The sequence below is a fragment of the Luteimonas sp. A277 genome, from assembly GCF_054052045.1.
This window is the reverse complement of record NZ_JBSVRG010000001.1, coordinates 322059-340356: the sequence shown is the minus strand read 5'-3', so window position 1 is coordinate 340356 and position 18298 is coordinate 322059. Positions and strand designations below refer to the sequence as shown.

Annotated in this window: 14 protein-coding genes and 1 pseudogene; 9 read left to right on the top strand and 6 right to left on the bottom strand. The window is 66.7% G+C overall.

Translation table 11 applies throughout. The features are described from left to right. Positions 1-57: 57 nt before the first annotated feature. A complete protein-coding gene (locus tag ACW7G2_RS01520) occupies positions 58-4974 on the bottom strand; it encodes an NAD-glutamate dehydrogenase (RefSeq protein WP_456972002.1) in 4917 nt (1638 codons plus the stop codon). Positions 4975-5050: 76 nt separating this feature from the next. Continuing rightward, the gene (locus ACW7G2_RS01515; RefSeq protein ID WP_456972000.1) at positions 5051-6199 is read right to left on the bottom strand and encodes an acyl-CoA dehydrogenase family protein; all 1149 of its coding nucleotides are present in this window, start codon (positions 6197-6199) and stop codon (positions 5051-5053) included. A 139-nt stretch (positions 6200-6338) separates the two neighbouring features. Between ACW7G2_RS01515 and ACW7G2_RS01510 the strand changes: the two are divergent. The 3 genes and pseudogenes from ACW7G2_RS01510 to metH form a co-directional block, all read left to right on the top strand. Next, positions 6339-7265: pseudogene (locus ACW7G2_RS01510) on the top strand (ArsR/SmtB family transcription factor); the annotation flags it as partial. Positions 7266-7270: 5 nt separating this feature from the next. Next, complete coding sequence (locus ACW7G2_RS01505) at positions 7271-8359, top strand: homocysteine S-methyltransferase family protein (RefSeq protein ID WP_456971998.1); 1089 nt, start codon at positions 7271-7273, stop codon at positions 8357-8359. Continuing rightward, positions 8356-11043, top strand: coding sequence for a methionine synthase (gene metH, locus ACW7G2_RS01500; RefSeq protein ID WP_456971996.1), 2688 nt, complete (start codon positions 8356-8358; stop codon positions 11041-11043). The genes ACW7G2_RS01505 and metH overlap by 4 nt, the downstream gene beginning before the upstream one ends. A 138-nt stretch (positions 11044-11181) precedes the next feature. Here metH and ACW7G2_RS01495 read toward each other — a convergent pair whose 3' ends face one another. From ACW7G2_RS01495 to ACW7G2_RS01480, 4 genes are read right to left on the bottom strand one after another with little or no spacing between them, the layout of a single operon-like run. Next, positions 11182-11802 (bottom strand): DUF2058 family protein, encoded by a 621-nt coding sequence (locus ACW7G2_RS01495; protein WP_456971994.1) that lies wholly within the window; start codon positions 11800-11802, stop codon positions 11182-11184. 9 nt (positions 11803-11811) lie between these two features. Beyond that, positions 11812-12027: a SlyX family protein gene (locus ACW7G2_RS01490; protein ID WP_456971992.1), complete on the bottom strand. Its 216-nt coding sequence runs from the start codon at positions 12025-12027 to the stop codon at positions 11812-11814. Positions 12028-12044: 17 nt separating this feature from the next. Continuing rightward, positions 12045-12824 carry an FKBP-type peptidyl-prolyl cis-trans isomerase gene (locus ACW7G2_RS01485; protein WP_456971990.1) on the bottom strand — a complete coding sequence of 260 codons (780 nt, stop codon included), beginning with the start codon at positions 12822-12824 and terminating at the stop codon, positions 12045-12047. Positions 12825-12835: 11 nt separating this feature from the next. Continuing rightward, a complete protein-coding gene (locus tag ACW7G2_RS01480) occupies positions 12836-13774 on the bottom strand; it encodes an FKBP-type peptidyl-prolyl cis-trans isomerase (protein ID WP_456971988.1) in 939 nt (312 codons plus the stop codon). 196 nt (positions 13775-13970) lie between these two features. On the opposite strand from ACW7G2_RS01480, the gene ACW7G2_RS01475 reads away from it, so the two are divergent. From ACW7G2_RS01475 to ACW7G2_RS01450, 6 genes are read left to right on the top strand one after another with little or no spacing between them, the layout of a single operon-like run. After that, the gene (locus ACW7G2_RS01475; protein ID WP_456971986.1) at positions 13971-14420 is read left to right on the top strand and encodes a hypothetical protein; all 450 of its coding nucleotides are present in this window, start codon (positions 13971-13973) and stop codon (positions 14418-14420) included. Then, complete coding sequence (locus ACW7G2_RS01470; RefSeq protein ID WP_456971984.1) at positions 14417-14788, top strand: GntR family transcriptional regulator; 372 nt, start codon at positions 14417-14419, stop codon at positions 14786-14788. Before ACW7G2_RS01475 ends, ACW7G2_RS01470 begins: the two co-directional genes overlap by 4 nt. Next, positions 14785-15675 (top strand): ABC transporter ATP-binding protein, encoded by an 891-nt coding sequence (locus ACW7G2_RS01465; RefSeq protein ID WP_456971982.1) that lies wholly within the window; start codon positions 14785-14787, stop codon positions 15673-15675. The genes ACW7G2_RS01470 and ACW7G2_RS01465 overlap by 4 nt, the downstream gene beginning before the upstream one ends. Beyond that, on the top strand, positions 15672-16688 hold the full coding sequence (locus ACW7G2_RS01460; protein ID WP_456971980.1) for an ABC transporter permease: 1017 nt from the start codon (positions 15672-15674) through the stop codon (positions 16686-16688). Before ACW7G2_RS01465 ends, ACW7G2_RS01460 begins: the two co-directional genes overlap by 4 nt. 26 nt (positions 16689-16714) lie before the next feature. Further along, entirely contained in the window at positions 16715-17425 is a 711-nt protein-coding gene (locus ACW7G2_RS01455; RefSeq protein WP_456971978.1) for a hypothetical protein, read from the top strand. 28 nt (positions 17426-17453) lie between these two features. After that, a complete protein-coding gene (locus tag ACW7G2_RS01450) occupies positions 17454-18284 on the top strand; it encodes a GIN domain-containing protein (RefSeq protein WP_456971976.1) in 831 nt (276 codons plus the stop codon). Positions 18285-18298 lie beyond the last annotated feature (14 nt).

The window sequence follows — 18298 nt, the reverse complement described above, 5'->3', positions numbered from 1 at the left end:
CGGTCCATCATCCGGATCCACGGGGCAGGCAGGGCCCGCCCCGTGGCAGTTTCCGGCTCAGCTGGCCAGCTGTGACAGCCGGCTCACCGCGACCGATGCGGTCGGGTAATCAAGCGTCTTCTGCGAAGACATTTCATCCAGCATCGCCAGGGTGAAACGCAGCGAAGCATCGTCGCGGCTGATCCACGCCTGCACCTTGGCATCGGCGTCACGGCCCGATGTCGACAGCGCCTGGCCGGTCAGCAGGATCTGCTGCGCGCCCAGCTCGTTGCGCAGCACCCCACGGGCAACGGCGTGCCAGCGGCCCTGCACTTCCAGCCCGTCGATCTGCTCGAACAGCCACGGCAGCTTCAGCGCCTCGCCGAGGCGGAAATGCACCTTGGCCACATCGATCGGCTTCTGCTTGCGCGCTGCGGCCAGCTCGATGATGTCGAACACCGGCTCCAGGTACGGCAGCTCGGCCAGGTCCTCGGCCAGCTGCGCGGACATGCCGCGTTCGCGCCACTCGGCACGGCGGGCGTCATACCCCGGACGCTGCGAGTCCGGCAGCACGCCACCGGCGCTGCGGATGGCGTTGAAGCCGGCGCTGTAGCGGTCCACCGCGTCGGTGATGCCAGGCATCTCGCCCGGGCGCTCCAGCAGCCAACGCACGAACGAGCGCTGCAGGTTCCAGATCTCCAGCAGGGCGTCGATCTGCACGCCCTCCGGCACCTTGCCGTCCAGGGCTTCGATCTGGTTCCACAGGGTGCGCGCATTGAGCACCTCGCGGCTGATCGTATAAGCCTTGGCCACTTCTGCCGCATTGCGGCCGGTGTCTTCCTGCATGCGCATCAGGAAGGTCGCGCCCATGCGGTTGATGGTGGCGTTGGTGATCGCCGTGGCGATGATCTCGCGCTTGAGCGGATGGTCTTCCATCGCCGCGGCGTACTTCTTCTGCAGCGGAGTCGGGAAGTAGCGCTGCAGCTCCTTGGACAGGTACGGGTCCTCGGGGATGTCCGAATCCAGCAGCTGGTCATAGACCACCTGCTTGGAGTACGACAGCAGCACCGCCAGCTCCGGACGCGGCATGCCCTGGCCACGGGCCTTGCGCGCCGACAGCTCGGCGTCGGACGGCAGGAACTCGATCTGCCGGTCCAGCAGGCCCTGGGCTTCCAGCGTGCGGATGAAGTGCTGCTTGGAGCCCAGTCGCGGCGCGCTCATGCGCTCCATCAGGCTGAGCGCCTGGTTCTGGCGGATGTTGTCCCACAGCACCAGGGTTTCCAGCTCGCCGGTCATCTCCAGCAGCAGCTTGTTGCGGGCCTTCAGCGAGAGCTTGCCATCACGCACCAGTGCGTTGAGCAGGATCTTGATGTTGACCTCGCGGTCGGAGGTGCCCACGCCGCCGGAGTTGTCGATGAAGTCGGCGTTGAGGATCACCCCGGCCTGCGCGGCATCAATGCGGCCCAGCTGGGTGAAACCGAGGTTGCCGCCCTCGCCCACGATCCGCGCGCGCAGCTCGCCGCCATCAACGCGCACCGCGTTGTTGGCGCGGTCGCCCACATCGGCGTGCGACTCCGCGGCGCCCTTGACGTAGGTGCCGATGCCGCCGTTCCACAGCAGGTCCACCGGTGCGCGCAGCACGGCCTTGATCAGGTCGTTGGGGCTGAGCTCGGTCACCTCGGCTTCCAGGCCCAGCACCTCGCGCATCTGCGGCGAGACCGGGATCGACTTGGCCGAACGCGGCCACACGCCGCCGCCCTTGCTGATCAGCTTGCGGTTGTAGTCGTCCCAGCTGGAGCGCGGCAGCTTGAACAGGCGATCGCGTTCCTTGAACGACTTGGCCGCATCCGGATCCGGGTCCACGAAGATGTGGCGGTGGTCGAACGCACCCACCAGGCGGATGTGCTTGGACAGGCGCATGCCGTTGCCGAACACGTCACCGGACATGTCGCCGATGCCGACGGCGGTGAAGTCCTGCTTCTGGCAGTCGATGCCCAGCGCCCGGAAGTGGCGCTTGACCGACTCCCATGCACCCTTGGCGGTGATGCCCATGCCCTTGTGGTCATAGCCCACCGAGCCGCCGGAAGCGAACGCATCACCCAGCCAGAAGTTGTAGTCGGCGGAAATGCCGTTGGCGATATCGGAGAACGTGGCCGTGCCCTTGTCGGCGGCCACCACCATGTAGGTGTCCACCTCGTCGTGGCGCACCACGTCGGTCGGCGGCACGATCTCGCCATCGACGATGTTGTCGGTGACATCCAGCAGGCCGCTGATGAAGCGCTTGTAGCAGGCAACGCCCTCGGCCTGCATCGCGTCGCGGTCACCGCCGACGGGCAGGCGCTTGGCGATGAAACCGCCCTTGGCACCCACCGGCACGATCACGGTGTTCTTCACCGCCTGCGCCTTCACCAGTCCCAGCACCTCGGTGCGGAAATCTTCGCGCCGGTCCGACCAGCGCAGGCCGCCACGGGCAACCGTGCCGTAGCGCAGGTGCACGCCTTCCACGTGCGGGCCATAGACGAAGATCTCGCGGTACGGGCGCGGCTTGGGCAGCTCCGGCACCTTGGCGCAGTCCAGCTTGAACGCCGCGTAATCCTTGTCGTTTCCGTCGTTGTCACGCTGGTAGAAGCTGGTGCGCAGGGTGGCGTCGATCACGCCCATGAAGCTGCGCAGGATGCGGTCCTCGTCCAGGCTCGACACGCCGTCCAGCAGCGTGCGCAGCGCCTCGCGCACCTTTTCCTGACGCGGGTTGCGGGCGCGGCGACGTGCTTCCAGCACCGGCTCGAGCGCGGCTTCAACAGCCGCATCGCCCTTGGCCAGCAGCTTCAGCTGTGCGCGCAGGCTGGCCGTGTCGCTGCCACGGCCCTTGGGCGTGAAGCGGGCCTCGAACAGCTCCACCAGCAGGCGCGCCAACAGCGGGTAGCGGTTGAGGGTTTCCTCCATGTACGCCTGCGAGAACGGGGTCTCGATCTGCAGCAGGTACTTGCAGTACCCACGCAGCATGCTGACCTGGCGCCAGTCCAGGCCGGCGCCAAGCACCAGGCGGTTGAAGCCGTCGTTCTCGGCTTCGCCGCGCCACACGTGTGCGAACGCTTCCTCGAACACCGGGCCGAGGGTGTCGAAATCGATCTCGCCCGCGGCCTCGACCGTGAAGTCCTGGATGAACAGCGCGCTCTCTTCCACCTTGACCCGGTGCAGGTGCTCCGCGATCACCCGCAGGCCCATGTTCTCCATCATCGGCAGCACGTCCGACAACGGCAGGTCGCGGTCCATGGTGAACAGCTTGAAGCGCAGCGTGCCGGCGTCTTCGCTGCCCTCGGGCGCGCGGTACAGCCACGGCCGCAGATCGCCCGGGGAGGCAAGCGAGGCCAGGTGGGCGACGTCGGTCGCCGCCACTTCCGGCGTGGCCCGCTCGATGTAGGTGTTGCTCAGCGAGCGGCCGAAGCGGGTGGCCAGTTCCAGCCCCTCACTTTCGCCGTGCTTTGCGACCAGTTGGTCACGCAAATCGTCCTGCCAGTTACGCACTATGTCCTCCAGCCTGGATTCCAGTCTTTTCGGTTCGACCTGCACCCTTACACCGGGGCGCGGGCGAGCAATGAGATGCACCTGGGCGAGCGGTGACTCGTCCAGGCGCACGGTTGAATCGATCCGGTCGGCGCCCAGCTCGTGCTTGAGCATCGCCTCTACCTTGAGCCGCATCACGGTGTTGAACCGGTCGCGGGGAACGTAGACCAGGATCGAGAAAAAGTGTCCATAGCGGTCGCGCCGGATGAACAGCCGGCTGCGGATCCGCTCCTGCAGCTGCAGCACGCCCAAGCCCAGTGCAGCCAGCTCCTCGCCGGTGGACTGGAACAGCTCGTCGCGCGGCAGCGTTTCCAGGATGTGCTTGAGCGCCTTGCCGCTGTGGCCGGTCTCGCGCAGTCCTGAAGTGCTCATCACGTATTCAAAGCGCTCGCGCACCAGCGGGATCTCCCACGGGCGGCGGTTGTAGGCGCTGGACGCGTACAGACCGATGAAGCGCCGTTCGCCAATGGCATTGCCTTCGGCATCGAAGCTGATGACGCCCACGTAGTCCATGAAACCGGGACGGTGCACGGTGGAACGGGAATTGGTCTTGGTCAGCACCAGCGGATCTACCCGTCCTGCCTGGCGCACCTCATGCGCGGACAGGCTGTGCAGGGGCCGCGGCGCGCCCGGCTCGCTGCCGTGCATCAGGCCCATGCCGCTGTCTTCGACCGCTTCCAGTACCTGCTCGCCATCGCGCTCGCGCACCCGGTACTCGCGGAAGCCGAGGAAAGTGAAGTGGTCGGCGGCCAGCCAGCGCAGGAACTCCTGCGCTTCGCGGCGCTCGGTGTCGGACACCGGCAAGGCTGCATCAGCCAGCTCAGCGGCCACCTGCAGCATCCGCTCGCGCATCGCTGCCCAGTCCGCCACCGCGTGGCGCACATCTTGCAGAGTGGCGACTACCGCCTTGTGGATGGCCTTGGCGGCCTGGGCCGACTGGCGGTCGATCTCCATATGGATCAGGGATTCAGGCTCGCCCTCGCCCACGGCCAGCAGCTTGCCGGCGGCATCGCGCCTGACCGTCACCACGGGGTGCCCGAGCACGTGCACGCCCACCCCGATGTCGGTCAGCGCCATGGTCACCGAGTCAACCAGGAATGGCATGTCGTCATTGACGATCTGCAGCACCGTATGCGGTGACTCCCAGCCGTGGGTGTCCCGGGCCGGATTGAACAGGCGCACGCTGGCAGTGCCGGCGGTGCGCATGCGGGCAAAGTCGAGGAACCCGTTGGCCAGCGCCGCCCAGCCGTCCACGGTATGCAGCGGCAGCTCATCCTCGGTCAGGCGACGGTAGAACTCACCGGCAAACAGCGCCGCATCCTGCTGACGCGCCTTGCCGGCAAGGCGGCGGATCGCGGCCAGCACCGGCTGGCGCACATCCTCCCGGGCAGCAATCCTACGCGCGGCGGCTTTCCTGATTGATGTGCTCATGCCTGGCCCGGTGATGCAATAAAGCCCGCATCTGCATGCGGGCCATGAATGAATGGAACGGGCAACCGGTTCTGCATCAGCGCAGTCCGGTCTCCTGCCGCGCAATGACAAGGCGCTGGATCTCGCTGGTGCCTTCGTAGATCTCGGTGATCTTGGCGTCGCGGAAATAGCGCTCGATCGGCATCTCCTTTGAATAGCCCATGCCGCCATGTATCTGCAGCGCCTGGTGGGTGATCCACATGGCTGCTTCGGAGGCGGTGAGCTTGGCGACCGCGGCTTCGGTGGTGAAGCGCTGACCCTGCCCCTTCAGCCAGGCCGCGCGCAGGGTGAGCAGCAGCGAGGCATCCAGCTTGCACTTCATGTCGGCGATCTTGGCCTGGGTCATCTGGAACGCGCCGATCGGCTGGCCGAAGGCCTTGCGTTCCTTCACATACTCCAGCGTGGCCTCATAGGCGGCGCGTGCGATGCCGATGGCCTGCGATGCAATGCCGATGCGGCCTGCATCCAGCACACCCATCGCGATCTTGAAACCCTGCCCTTCCTCGCCCAGCACCTCGTCCGCCTGCACCACATAGTCCTGGAACTCGATCTCGCAGGTGGCCGAAGCGCGGATGCCCAGCTTGGGCTCGGTCTTGCCGCGGTGGAAGCCGGCACGGTCGCCGTCCACCACGAACGCGGTGATCCCGCGCGCGCCCTGGTCCGGATCGGTCACCGCAAACAGCACGAAATATTTGGCCACCGGGCCGGAGGTGATCCAGCTCTTCTTGCCGTTGATCACGTAGGTGCCGCCGTCCTGCTTCACCGCGCGGCAGCGCATGGCGGTGGCATCGGATCCGGACTGCGGCTCGGTCAGCGCGAAGGCGCCGATCTCGGCGCCCTCGGCAATCGCGCGCACGTACTTCTGTTTCTGCTCTTCGGTGCCGTGGATCAGGATGCCGTTGCAGAACAGCGAGTTGTTGACCGACATGATGGTCGAGTGCGCGGCATCGGCGGCGGCTACCTCGATCATCGCCAGCACGTAGGCCACCGGATCCATGCCCGCGCCGCCGTATTCCGGCGGCACCTCGATCCCCATCAGGCCGTTCTCGCCGAGCAGTCGGATGTTGTCGAGCGGAAACTCGCCGGACTCATCAAATGAGGCGGCGCTCGGCGCGATCTTTTCCGCGGCAATGCGCTTGGCGACGTCCTGGATCATCAACTGCTCTTCGCTGAATCCAAACTCCACGTGGCCTACTCCCGGCTGTTCACAGATAAGACGCCTATTGTAGCGGGGGCAGGCGCACGGGGCAGCATTCCTGCCGCTCCTTGACGCCACCACGCGCCGCACGCATCATCGATCTCTGTATCGCGATGCGGAGATATATGTGGACCTGGATTCCTGGTCGGCCCGGCTCAAGGTACTGGCCGATGCAACGCGGGTTCGCCTGCTGGCACTGCTGGAACGTGAGGAGCTCACCGTAGCCGAACTCTCGGCCGTGACCCGCCTGGCGCAGCCGCGCGTGTCCACTCATCTGGCCCGGCTCAAGGAGGCCGGCCTGGTGCGCGACCGCCGTGCCGGAGTGTCAGCTTACTACCGCTTCGAGGAGGAACCGCTGGATCCGGCCCTGCGCGATCTCTGGCGCACCCTGCACAAGGGCAGCGACGATCCGCTGCTGCGCCAGGACGCCGAGCGCCTGCCGGAAGTGCTGGCAATGCGCGCCGCGGACCAGAACTGGGCCGACTCGGTGGCCGGCGACATGGAACGCCACTATTCGCCAGGCCGCACCTGGGAAGCACTGGCGCGCAGCGTACTGCCGCTGTTCGAGACTGGCGACGTGCTCGACATCGCTGCGGGCGACGGCGTGCTGGCGGAACTGCTGGCCCCGCACGCCCACCGTTACGTCTGTATTGATGTCAGCCGCCGCGTGGTCAATGCCGCCACCGAGCGCCTGCGCCGCCACCGCAACGTGGAAGTGCGCGAGGGCGACATGCACGCCCTGCCGCTGGAAGACGCCAGCTTCGACCTGGTGGTGATGATGCAGGCCCTCACCTACTCCGAACAGCCGGGCCTGGCCACCCGGGAAGCCGCCCGCGTGCTGCGCCCCGGCGGGCGCCTGCTGCTGACCAGCCTGGCCAAGCATGAGCATCGCAGCATCGTGGATTCCTATGGCCATGTGAACCTGGGCTTCAATGCCCGCGAGCTGCGGCGCTTCGTGGACAAGGCGGGTCTGCAGTTGCAGCACATCGAAACGGTCACCCGGGAAAAGCGCCCGCCGCATTTCGAAGTGATTTCCCTGATTGCCGACAGGCCCGCACCATGACCGCCCTGCCATGGCTGAACCCCGGGCGTGCCCAAGCCCTGATTGACGCCCTCGGGCAGCGGATCCTCGTGCTGGACGGGGCCATGGGCACCATGATCCAGCGTGAGCGTCTGGACGAAGCCGCCTATCGCGGCGAGCGCTTCGCCGACGGGATCGATGCATCACCAGGTGTCAGAAGCGGCGCTGACCCGCAGCCCCACGACCAGAAGGGCAACAACGACCTGCTGTGCCTGACCCGGCCGGAACTGATCCGCGCCATCCACGATGCCTATCTCGAGGCCGGCGCCGACCTGGTTGAAACCAATACCTTCAACTCCACCGCGGTCTCGCAGTCCGACTACGGCCTGCAGCACCTGGCCCGCGAACTCAATTGCGAAGGCGCCAGGCTGGCCCGTGCCGCCTGTGACGCGGCTGAGCAACGTACGCCGGACCGACCCCGCTTCGCAGTGGGAGTCATCGGACCCACCAGCCGCACCGCATCCATCAGTCCCGACGTCACCGACCCCGGCTTTCGCGCCGTGTACTTCGACGATCTGGTTGGCTGGTACCGCGAAGCCGCCAACGGGCTGCTCCAGGGCGGCGCGGACATACTGATGGTGGAAACCGTGTTCGACACCCTCAACGCCAAGGCGGCGCTGTTCGCCATTTCCGAAGTCTTCGATGTCCTCGGCGCCCGGGTGCCGGTGATGGTGTCGGGCACCATCACGGATGCCTCGGGACGCACCCTGTCGGGCCAGACGGCGGAAGCGTTCTGGTACTCCGTGCGCCACGCGCGTCCGCTGGCCGTTGGCCTGAACTGCGCCCTGGGTGCCGCCGAGCTGCGTCCCCACGTACAGGCCCTGGCCGACATCGCCGACTGCTTCGTCACCGCCCACCCCAACGCCGGACTGCCCAATGCGTTCGGCGAATACGACGAAACACCCGAAGAGATGGCCCCCGTGCTGGCGGAGTTCGCCGCATCGGGCCTGGTCAACATCATTGGCGGCTGCTGTGGCACCACGCCCGAGCACATCCAGGCGATCGCCGAGGCGGTCAAGGACCTGCCGCCGCGAAACGTGCCGCAGATGGCGGAGGTGGCGGCATGACGCTTCGCCGCCATACCCGCCTGTCCGGGCTGGAACCGCTGGTCATCACCCCGGAGCTGCTGTTCGTCAACGTGGGCGAGCGCACCAACGTGACCGGCAGCGCCAGGTTCAAGAAGCTGATCAAGGATGACCGTTTTGACGTGGCGGTGGAGGTCGCACGCCAGCAGGTCAGCAGCGGTGCCCAGATCCTCGACGTCAACATGGATGAAGGCCTGCTCGATTCGGAAAAGGCCATGACCCGGTTCTTGAACCTGATCGCCGCCGAACCCGACATCGCCCGCATCCCGGTGATGGTGGACTCGTCGAAGTGGTCGGTGCTCGAAGCCGGGTTGAAGTGCCTGCAGGGCAAGGGCGTGGTCAACTCGATCTCGCTGAAAGAAGGCGAAGAGGAGTTCCTGCACCAGGCGCGCACCGTGCTGCGCTACGGCGCCGCGGTGGTGGTCATGGCCTTCGACGAACAGGGCCAGGCCGATACGAAAGAACGCAAGGTCGAGATCTGTACCCGCGCCTACCGGCTGCTGACGGAAAAGGTCGGCTTCCCGCCCGAAGACATCATTTTCGACCCCAACGTGTTCGCCATCGCCACCGGCATCGACGAGCACAACAACTACGCCGTCGATTTCATCGAGGCCACGCGTGAGATCCGCCGCACCCTGCCCCACTGCCACGTCTCGGGCGGCGTCTCCAACGTGTCGTTCTCATTCCGCGGCAACGAGACCGTGCGCCAGGCGATCCACGCGGTGTTCCTCTACCACGCGATCGCCGCCGGCATGGACATGGGCATCGTCAATGCCGGCGCGCTGCCGATCATCGATGATCTTGATCCGGAGCTGCGCGAGCGCGTCGAGGACGTGGTGCTCAACCGCCGGTCCGATGCCACCGAGCGGCTGCTGGAAATCGCCGAGCGCTACCGCGGCGGCAAGGGCGCGTCGAAGGTCGAAGACCTGACATGGCGTGAAAAGCCGGTGGCCGAGCGGCTCAGCCACGCTCTGGTGCACGGTATCGACCAGTACGTGGTGGAAGACACCGAAGAGGCGCGACAGCAGTCGACCCGTCCGCTGGACGTGATCGAAGGCCCGCTGATGAGCGGCATGAACGTGGTCGGCGACCTGTTCGGCGCCGGCAAGATGTTCCTGCCCCAGGTGGTGAAGTCGGCGCGGGTGATGAAGAAGGCGGTGGCCCATCTGCTGCCTTACATCGAGGCCGAAAAGGAAAAGAGCGGCGACGCCGGCCAGCCCAATGGCCGGGTGGTGCTGGCGACGGTGAAGGGCGACGTGCACGACATCGGCAAGAACATCGTCGGCGTGGTGCTGGCCTGCAACAACTTCGAGGTCGTGGACCTGGGGGTGATGGTTCCGGCGCAGGCGATCCTGGACAAGGCGCGCGAGATCAACGCGGACCTGATCGGCCTGTCCGGCCTGATCACGCCCTCGCTGGAGGAGATGGGCCACGTAGCGGCGGAAATGAAGCGCCAGGGCTTCACGACGCCGCTGCTGATCGGCGGCGCTACCACTTCACGCGCGCACACCGCCCTGCGCATCGCCCCGCACTACAGCGCGCCGACCGTCTGGGTGAAGGACGCCTCGCGCGCGGTGGGCGTGGCCCAGTCCCTGGTCAGCGCAGAGCTGCGCGAGCCGTTCGTTGCCGCCAACGAGGCCAACCATGTCGAGATCCGCCAGCGCCACCGTAACCGCGGCGACGGCAAGCGGCTGGTGTCACTGGCCAAGGCGCGCGGGCAGCGTTTCGATGGCGGATGGAACACCTACGTGCCACCGGCGCCCAGGGATACCGGGGTCACCGCGTTTGATGACTGGCCGCTGGAAGACCTGCTGCCAGTGATCGACTGGACGCCCTTCTTCCAGGCCTGGGAGCTGGCGGGCCGGTTCCCGAAAATCCTCGAGGATGAAATCGTCGGCCCGCAGGCCACCGAGCTGTACGCAGACGCCCGCGCCATGCTGGATCGGATCATTGCGGAAAAGTGGCTGCGGGCGAAAGCGGTGTTCGGCATCTGGCCGGCCAACAGCATCGGCGACGACGTCGAACTGGACGCCGGCGACGGCATGCCCCGGCGGCTGCACTTCCTGCGCCAGCAGGTGGACAAGCCGGCGGAACGGCCGGATTTCTGCCTGGCGGATTTCATTGCGCCAAAGGACTCGGGCCGGCAGGACTGGATCGGCGCGTTCGCGGTCACTGCCGGCATCGGCATTGACGAGCACGTTGCACGTTTCCAGGCCGATCATGACGACTACAGCGCGATCCTGCTCAAGGCCCTCGCCGACCGGCTGGCAGAAGCCCTGGCCGAACGCCTGCACCAGCGTGTGCGCACGGAATTCTGGGGCTATGCCGCCGATGAGGATCTGGGCAACGACGCCCTGATCGCCGAGAAGTACGACGGCATCCGACCCGCGCCGGGCTACCCGGCCTGCCCCGAGCACAGTGAGAAGCGCGCCCTGTTCGACCTGCTCGACGCCGAAAACAACGCCGGCATGGAGCTGACCGAAAGCTTCGCGATGCTGCCCACGGCGGCGGTGTCGGGCTACTACTTCAGCCACCCGCGCAGCCAGTATTTCGTGGTGGGCAGGGTGTCGAAGGAGCAGGTTGCCGATTACGCCCGCCGCAAGGGCGTGGCACTGGCCCAGGCGGAACGCTGGCTGGCCTCGAACCTGGACTACGACCCCGAATAACCCCCGGAGCGTAGGAGCGCGCCATGCGCGCGAAGCCGCGTGAACACCGGCCACGCAGTGAGGCATCGGTGACCGCGCCGGGGCCGAAGCCCCACGCCGCCGGCAGAATTCACGCGGCTTCGCGCGCATGGCGCGCTCTTACCAGACGAGGTCGTCGGGCACCTGGTACTTGGGGTCGGCGTATGGATCGTCGGCCGCGGGCGCGTCCGGATCCACCTTCAGCGCAACCGCGGGGGCAAACACCGCCTCGGCCTCGGCCAGCACCGCGGCGGTCACCAGCAGGTAGCGGCCGGCCTGCTGCAATACGCCCAGCTGACCGGCGTTGAGCGCCTTCAGCTGGTCGGCGGTCACATGGATGCGCTTGATCTTGCCGCCGTACTCGAAGTGCCGGGCAATGTCGGCATCCTCGGCATTGAGCGACTTGCCTTCCAGCAGGGCGGTCAGCTTCGCCCGCGCCTCACGGCGCTTGCGGGCCTCTTCCTGCTTCTGCTGCTCGGCCCGGACGCGCTCTTCTTTCTCGCGCTGGGCACGGATCGCGTAGGCCTTGGCCAGATCGATCTCGCCACCGCTACGCCCGCCCTTGCGCGGCTGCTGCCGGGGGCCCTTGCCCGGCCCACGACCGCCCTTGTCCGGGCCCGGGGCGGCTTTGCCGCGCGCCCGCTCCCCCGGCTTTCCACGCCGGGGGTCGGGCTTGCGCTCTGGCTTGGCCGGTGCCTTGAAACCCAGACCAAGCAACTGGTCACGAAGCGTAGTACTCATATTTCCAACTCAGTAATGCGGCGGGGGCGGCTCGTCACCGGGATCGGCGTAGAAGCTACTCTGTCCCTGCCGGAATTCCTCCAGGCCGCGCTGCAACAGCTCGGCAGTACGCGCCGCCTCGGCGCGCAATTGCGCGAGCGCATCGCTGAGCTCGCCCATGGCCTGCTCCTGGAACGCGAGCCGCGTTTCCAGCTCCACCACCCGCGCTTCCAATCCGTTGCCCATTGATCCGTGATCCCGGCTTATTGAGCCGTCGGCGCGACGTCGATCAGTTCGACATCGAACACCAGGGTTGCATTCGGGCCGATCGGGCCGCCCGGCGTGCCTTCTGCGCCGTAGCCCAGCGGCGCCGGGATCCAGAACTTGTAGCGGCCACCCCGTGCCATCAGCTGCAGCCCTTCCTGCCAGCCCGGAACCACCTGGTCCAGCTGGAACTCGGCCGGCTCGCCGCGCTGGCGCGAGCTGTCAAACACATCGCCGTTCAGCAAGCTGCCTTCGTAATGGACGCGCACCCGGTCCTGCGGACCCGGCGAGTCGCCCTCACCTTCCTCCAGCACTTCATACTGCAGGCCGGAGTCGGTCACCTGGACCTCGTCGCGCTGCGCATTCTCGGCAAGGAAAGCCTCGCCTTCCGCGGCGGCCACGCTGGCTGCTTCCGCACGCCCCTGCTCCATGCGCTCGCCCAGCGCCTGCATGATCTGCATGAACTGGGGTTCGTCGATCCTGGGCTCGCGCGCTTCGACCGAATCACGGATGCCGTCAAACATCGCGTCCAGATCCACCTCGTCCCGGATCGGGTACAGGGTGCCGCCCATTTCCAGGCCGATCACGTATCCGGCCTGCTGCTGGGCCGTTTCCAGCCCATCGATGCCCTCGATGCCGGGCGTGCTGCGGACTTCCCGCTCGGCGGCCACGGCCGGGGCAGCGGCGCTGTCTTCATCAATCTTCTTGCAGGCGCCCAGGGCCAGCGGGATCGCAAGGGCCAGGAGCACCGCGGATCCGGTACGGGGGGAAAACTTCATGAAAAACTCCTTTACAGGACGTCGAGCAGTTCGACGTCGAAAACCAGGGTTGCATTGGGGCCGATCGGACCGCCAGCGGTGCCATTGGCCCCATAGGCGAGATGGCCGGGAATCCAGAATCGGTATCTGGCGCCAACCTGCATCAGGCCCACGCCCTCGGTCCAGCCGGGGATGACCTGGCCCAGGCCGAAGTCAGCAGGCTGACCGCGGTCGCGGGAGCTGTCAAATACGGTGCCGTCGAGCAGCGTGCCGTGATAATGAACGCGCACCCGGTCATGCGGCATGGGCCGGCGACCGGTGCCCTGCTCGATCACCTGGTACTGCAGGCCGGAGGCGGTGGCGATCACGCCGTCGTTGGCCCGGTTGGCTTCCATGAACGCCGCACCTTCGGCGCGGTTGCGCTCACCGAGCTGGGCCGCTTCGGCCTGCTGGCGTTCCTGGATCCGCCGCGAAAACGCCGTCCGCAACGCATCGGCTTCGGCATCGGACATCAGCAAATCACCGCCTTCAACCCGGGTCCGCAGCCCCTGCATCAGCGGCGCCAGATCAAGCTCATCGCGCAGCTGAACCAGTGAACGCGCAACATCGGCTCCAATCATCAATCCGGCCTGCTCAAGGTCCACGTCGGGCGGCGGCGTGCCGGGCGGCTGACCCGGAACCGGCTGGCCGTTGCGCACCGCGGCGCGGATCGACAGCGCCTCGCCCACGGCCCGGGCCGTGTCTGCATCCACCAGTGGGGCTCCACCTGCCAAGGCATGCTCGATCGCCCGCTGCAGCGCGGCATAGTCCAGATCAGGACCGACCGGCTCAAGGGAACGCCCCACGTCCATGCCCACCATGTAGCTGAGCCGGTCACGCTCGCTCTCAAGAGCCTGCGCGAACGCCGGCAGGGTAAGGAAACAGGCGGCAGCAAGACACAGCGCGACTGCGCCACGCAGTGCTTTTTTCATGGGGGAAGCTCCGAATTGGGGCGCCGGCGCACGACGCGATCGGCGCTATTGTCGCGGCATCCCCGGCCGCGGGCAATCGCCTCCCTGAATGCACGGCTCCCGGCGCATTTAAAAAAATCAGGCTGGGGTATTGACCATAGGTGTTCTGGTGTTATAGTTGCATACAACACCAATCAACTTGGGCAGGAGGTTCGCCATGAACCAGGCGTTCCAAAACACGATTCTGGCATCTGCGGTCGCTGCCGCGATCCTGCTGTTCGTACTGATCGCGGCGCGCACCGGCACATATGAACAGCCAGGCCCGTACTCCGCACACTACAGCGTCGCCGCACCGCCGGGGCAGCGTGTCACCGCGGACCTGGGCAGGAACTTCGCCGTCGGGTTCGGGTCCCTTGCCCGCCCCATGCAGGGTGACATGGCCGCGGCTGATACCGCAGCCGGCGCCCTCAGCCTGGCATCAGCGCTGGTGGCCACCTCGGTGGTTGAGGCCACCCTGGCGTCCATGCTCGAAGACCCGGGCAACCGCCGCCGCCCATCCGCGAACGATGCGCCGATCGCCACCCCCCGCACCCGCAACGCCCTGGCCATGCCCTACTTCGGCACGGCCCGCAGCCTGCGCCCCGACAACACTGGAGTGGCGCCATGAGTGCAGTCCAATGGAGCGACGGTACTCCCATTTACCGCCAACTGAAGGAACGCGTGATCGCGCTGATGCTCGAGGGTGAACTAGAGCCCGGTGATGCACTGCCCTCGGTGCGCCAGGTGGCCGCCGACTACCAGGTGAATCCCATCACGGTCTCCCGCGCCTACCAGGAGCTGGTGGATGAGGGACTGGTGGAAAAGCGCCGCGGCCTGGGCATGTTCGTGACCGAAGAGGTCCCGCGCAAACTGCTGGGCAACGAGCGCGAACGCTTCCTGACCGAAGAGTGGCCGCTGGTACTCGAGCGCATCCGGCTGCTGGGCCTTTCCACTGCTGATCTGCTGGAAACCGCATCCACCGGAGAAGACAAATGACCCCTGACCTGAACACCGCAGCCGCGCCCGGGCGGGTGATTGAAGCCCGCGGACTGCGCAAGACCTATGGCGGCACCGTGGCGCTGGCCGGCACTGATTTCGCGATCGAACCGGGCCGCATCGTCGGCCTGATCGGCCCCAACGGCGCCGGCAAGACCACCGCGCTCAAGGCCATCCTCGGTCTGGTTCCCTTCCAGGGCGAACTGGACGTGCTGGGCCGTGATCCGCGCACCCGCCGCGACGAGCTGATGAACGATGTGTGCTTCATCGCCGATGTGGCGGTGCTGCCGCGCTGGATCCGGGTGCGCGAAGCCATCGATTTCGTCGAAGGCGTGCACCCACGCTTCGACCGCGCCCGCTGCGAGCGCTTCCTGGCCAACACCAAGCTGACCCCGAAGATGCGCGTGCGGCAGATGTCCAAAGGCATGATCGTGCAGCTGCACCTGGCCCTGGTGATGGCCATTGATGCGCGCCTGCTGGTGCTGGACGAGCCCACCCTCGGCCTGGACGTGCTCTATCGCAAGCAGTTCTACCAGCGCCTGCTGGAGGACTACTTCGATGAAGACAAGACCATCATCATCACCACCCATCAGGTGGAAGAGGTGGAGCACATCCTCACCGACGTGCTGTTCATCCGCGACGGCCGGATCGTGCTCGACGCGCCGATGGAAGACCTGGCCGAGCGCTTTACTGAAGTACTGGTCAACGCGGAGCAGATCGACGCCGCGCGCCAGCTTGGCCCGCTCGAAGAGCGCGCCCTGCCCTTTGGCAAGACCGTGATGCTGTTTGACGGCACCCCCCGTTCCACCCTGGCCCCGTTTGGTGAAACCCGCACCCCGGGCCTCGCCGACCTGTTCGTCGCCACGATGAAGGGAACCTACGAATGAACGCGATCACTGATTCCACTGCTTCCACGCCCCGGCCTTCCGGCGGCCGGAAGATCAGCACCGCCCAGCGCTTCGGCTGGCTGCTGCGACGTGAGTTCTGGGAGAACCGTGGCGGGTTCCTGTGGGCCCCGGCGATTGCCGGCGGCATCACCCTGCTGTTCACCGTGCTTGCGGCCATTGGTGCCAGCCTGCTCACCTCCCGTAGCGGCAACCGCATCCAGATCGACGATGCGGCCCCTCCCGAACAGGTGACCCAGGCGCTGGGTGCCGCAGGCGACGTGGCCCTGCTGCTGGGGATCTCCATCAGCATGGTGGTGCTCGGGTTCGTGGTGTTCTTCTACGCCCTGGGCAGCCTGCACGACGATCGGCGCGACCGCAGCATCCTGTTCTGGAAGTCCATGCCCATTTCCGACGCCGCCACGGTAGGCTCGAAAGCCGCCTGGGCCCTGCTGCTGGCGCCGCTGCTGGCCATGGTGGTGGGTATCCTGATCGGCTTGGCGCTGTGGGTGGTGACTGCGCTGACCACCACCGTCAATGGAGTGCCGGGCACCGCCGGCCTGCTGACCAGCTCGCATCCGTTCCGGATCACAGGCTCCGTCCTCGCCCTGCTGCCGCTGTATGCACTGTGGGCACTGCCGGCGGTCGGCTGGCTGATGCTGTGCTCGGCCGCGGCCCGCAGCAAGCCGTTCCTGTGGGCGCTGATCGTACCGGTCATGGGCTGCGCCCTGGTGAGCATGGTCAGCGCGATCCTGGGGTTCAAGCTCAACTACGGTGCCCTGTGGTACGCGGTAGCCAACCGCGGGCTGCTGAGCGTCTTCCCGGGGTCGTGGCTACCCAGTGCCCATGGCATGAGCACGATCTCCATCAAGGGCCCGGAAGACATCCCGTTGCTGATCAGTCCGCTGCAGAGCTGGCAGGTGGCGGGAACCCTGGACCTCTGGCTGGGCGTCGTGGCGGGCATCGCCATGATCCTGCTCGCCATCCGCCTGCGCCGCTGGCGCGAAGAGGGCTGATCGCCCACGTACCCCGGGATACCGACATGCATATCCGCTCAAGAACCGGCATCGCCATCGTTTCGATCCTCGCTGCCGCCCTGGCTGCAGGCTGCAGCAACGAGCCCGCCCCGCCTGACACCGATGAAACCGGGGGCGCCACCAGTTTCATTGGCCGCCAGGCAGCCAAGGGCATCGCCGAGGCCCAGCGCAAGCTGGAAACTGAAAACATCCGTCTCGGGACCAAGGACTTCATCCATATCAAGGGACTCGGCTTTGCAAGACGCAGTGTTGGGACAGATGACAACGCGGATGCTCTGCCGAAGGCGGAAATCACGCCGGAAGGCGTGCTCCTTATCGCCGGCGAGGCAGTGCCTGCCAATGCCCGCCAGCAAGAGCTTCTGCTCGCCTATCGCGGCCACCTGCTGGGCGTGGCCCAGGCCGGCATGGCGCTGGGCATCCAAGGCGCGGACATTGCAGGCACCGCGCTGACCGGCATCGGCCAGGCACTGTTCGGCGGCGAAGAGGGCCGCAGGGAGTACGAAGCCCGGATCGAGGCCGAGGCGGAACGGATTGAGCAGGAGGCCACTGCGCTGTGCACGCTGCTGCCTGGACTGCATGACAGCCAGCAGGCGCTGGCCTCCGCCATGCCCGAGTTTGTCCCCTACGCCACCATGACCCGCAAGGACATCGAGGACTGTGGCAAGGACACAGACGCCGACCCGACCGTGGAGCCCACCGATGAAATCAGCATCTGATCCCATGCAACCATCCCGGAGCGTCCCCATGCACCATCGTTACCTGCTGCTCTGCGCCCTGCTGCTGCCGCTCGCCGCCCATGCCGGTGACGAGCGTTGCAGCCACTCCTCACCGCGCCAGATGCAGATGGAACTGGACGGCGTGCGCACGGTGAAGTTCGAGGTCGGCCACAACAAGCTGCGTCTGGACGCCGATGCCAATGCCGACGGAACCCTCCAGGGCCGCGCCTGCGCTTCCAGCGCCGGAGCGCTGGACAATCTGAAGCTGGAGCAGCAGCGGGATGGCGACCAGCTGACCGTCCGCGTGTACCGCGAGGGGCGACTCGGCGGGCTCTTTTCCGGCGGCGGCTACGCCTATCTGGACCTGTCCGGCAGCGTGCCGGACAACGTCTTGGTGCAGCTCATCGTCGGCTCCGGCGATGCGTGGCTTACCGGCGCCTCGGCCATGAGCGCCGATGTGGGCTCCGGCGATGTGGAGGCGCGCAACATCGCCGGGCTGGTCACGGCCAAGGTCGGATCCGGCGATATCGCGCTGCACGACATCGGCGCGCTGAACATCCTTTCCATCGGTTCGGGCGACATCGAAGCCCATCAGGTCCGCGGGAGCGTCGAGGTCGGCAGCATCGGATCCGGCGATTTCGAACTGGAAGGAGCCGCCGGAGACGTGGGTATCGGCAGCATTGGCTCCGGCGATGCCGACCTGCGCGATGTGCGCGGAAGCGTCAGCGTCGGCTCGATCGGCTCGGGCGACCTGGATATCCGCGGCGTGGGCGGTGACCTCACCGTCCGATCCACTGGCAGCGGCAGCGTTCGTCACACCGGCGTGGGTGGCGGCGTGGACGTGCCGCGCCGCCGCTGAACTTTTTTGACTCC